Origin of the sequence: Bartonella sp. AP58NXGY (genome assembly GCF_042195785.1) — a bacterium.
Lineage (GTDB): Bacteria > Pseudomonadota > Alphaproteobacteria > Rhizobiales > Rhizobiaceae > Bartonella.
Genome location: NZ_JBHIOY010000096.1, coordinates 1 through 265 on the forward strand (window position 1 = coordinate 1; position 265 = coordinate 265).

1 protein-coding gene is annotated in these 265 nt (G+C 39.6%); it reads left to right on the forward strand.

The genetic code is table 11. The features are described 5' to 3' along the window. Nucleotides 1–265, forward strand: a 265-nt coding sequence (locus tag ACFINC_RS09700) for a pertactin-like passenger domain-containing protein (RefSeq protein WP_375617075.1), incomplete at both ends; no start/stop codon positions are given.

The following is a 265-nucleotide window of genomic DNA, read 5'->3' on the forward strand; positions in this document are numbered from 1 at the left end:
ATGTTGAGAACCTTTCAGGGAATTTACATTTTCGATTCAATGTTACTGCTACGTGGGATGCAAGTGATTACTTGTTGATTGATGAAGGGACAGGTAATCACAAAATAAGAGTTGCAGATTTTGGTCGTGAAATTACAGGTCCTCTCTCGCAAAGGAATAGTTTTGTTACTGAGCTTCCTTTAATTACCGATAAAAGCCCAGATGGGGGAGCTAATTTTACTCTCACAGATCTTTTAGGGAAGGACATTACAGCTGTTGATGGTGG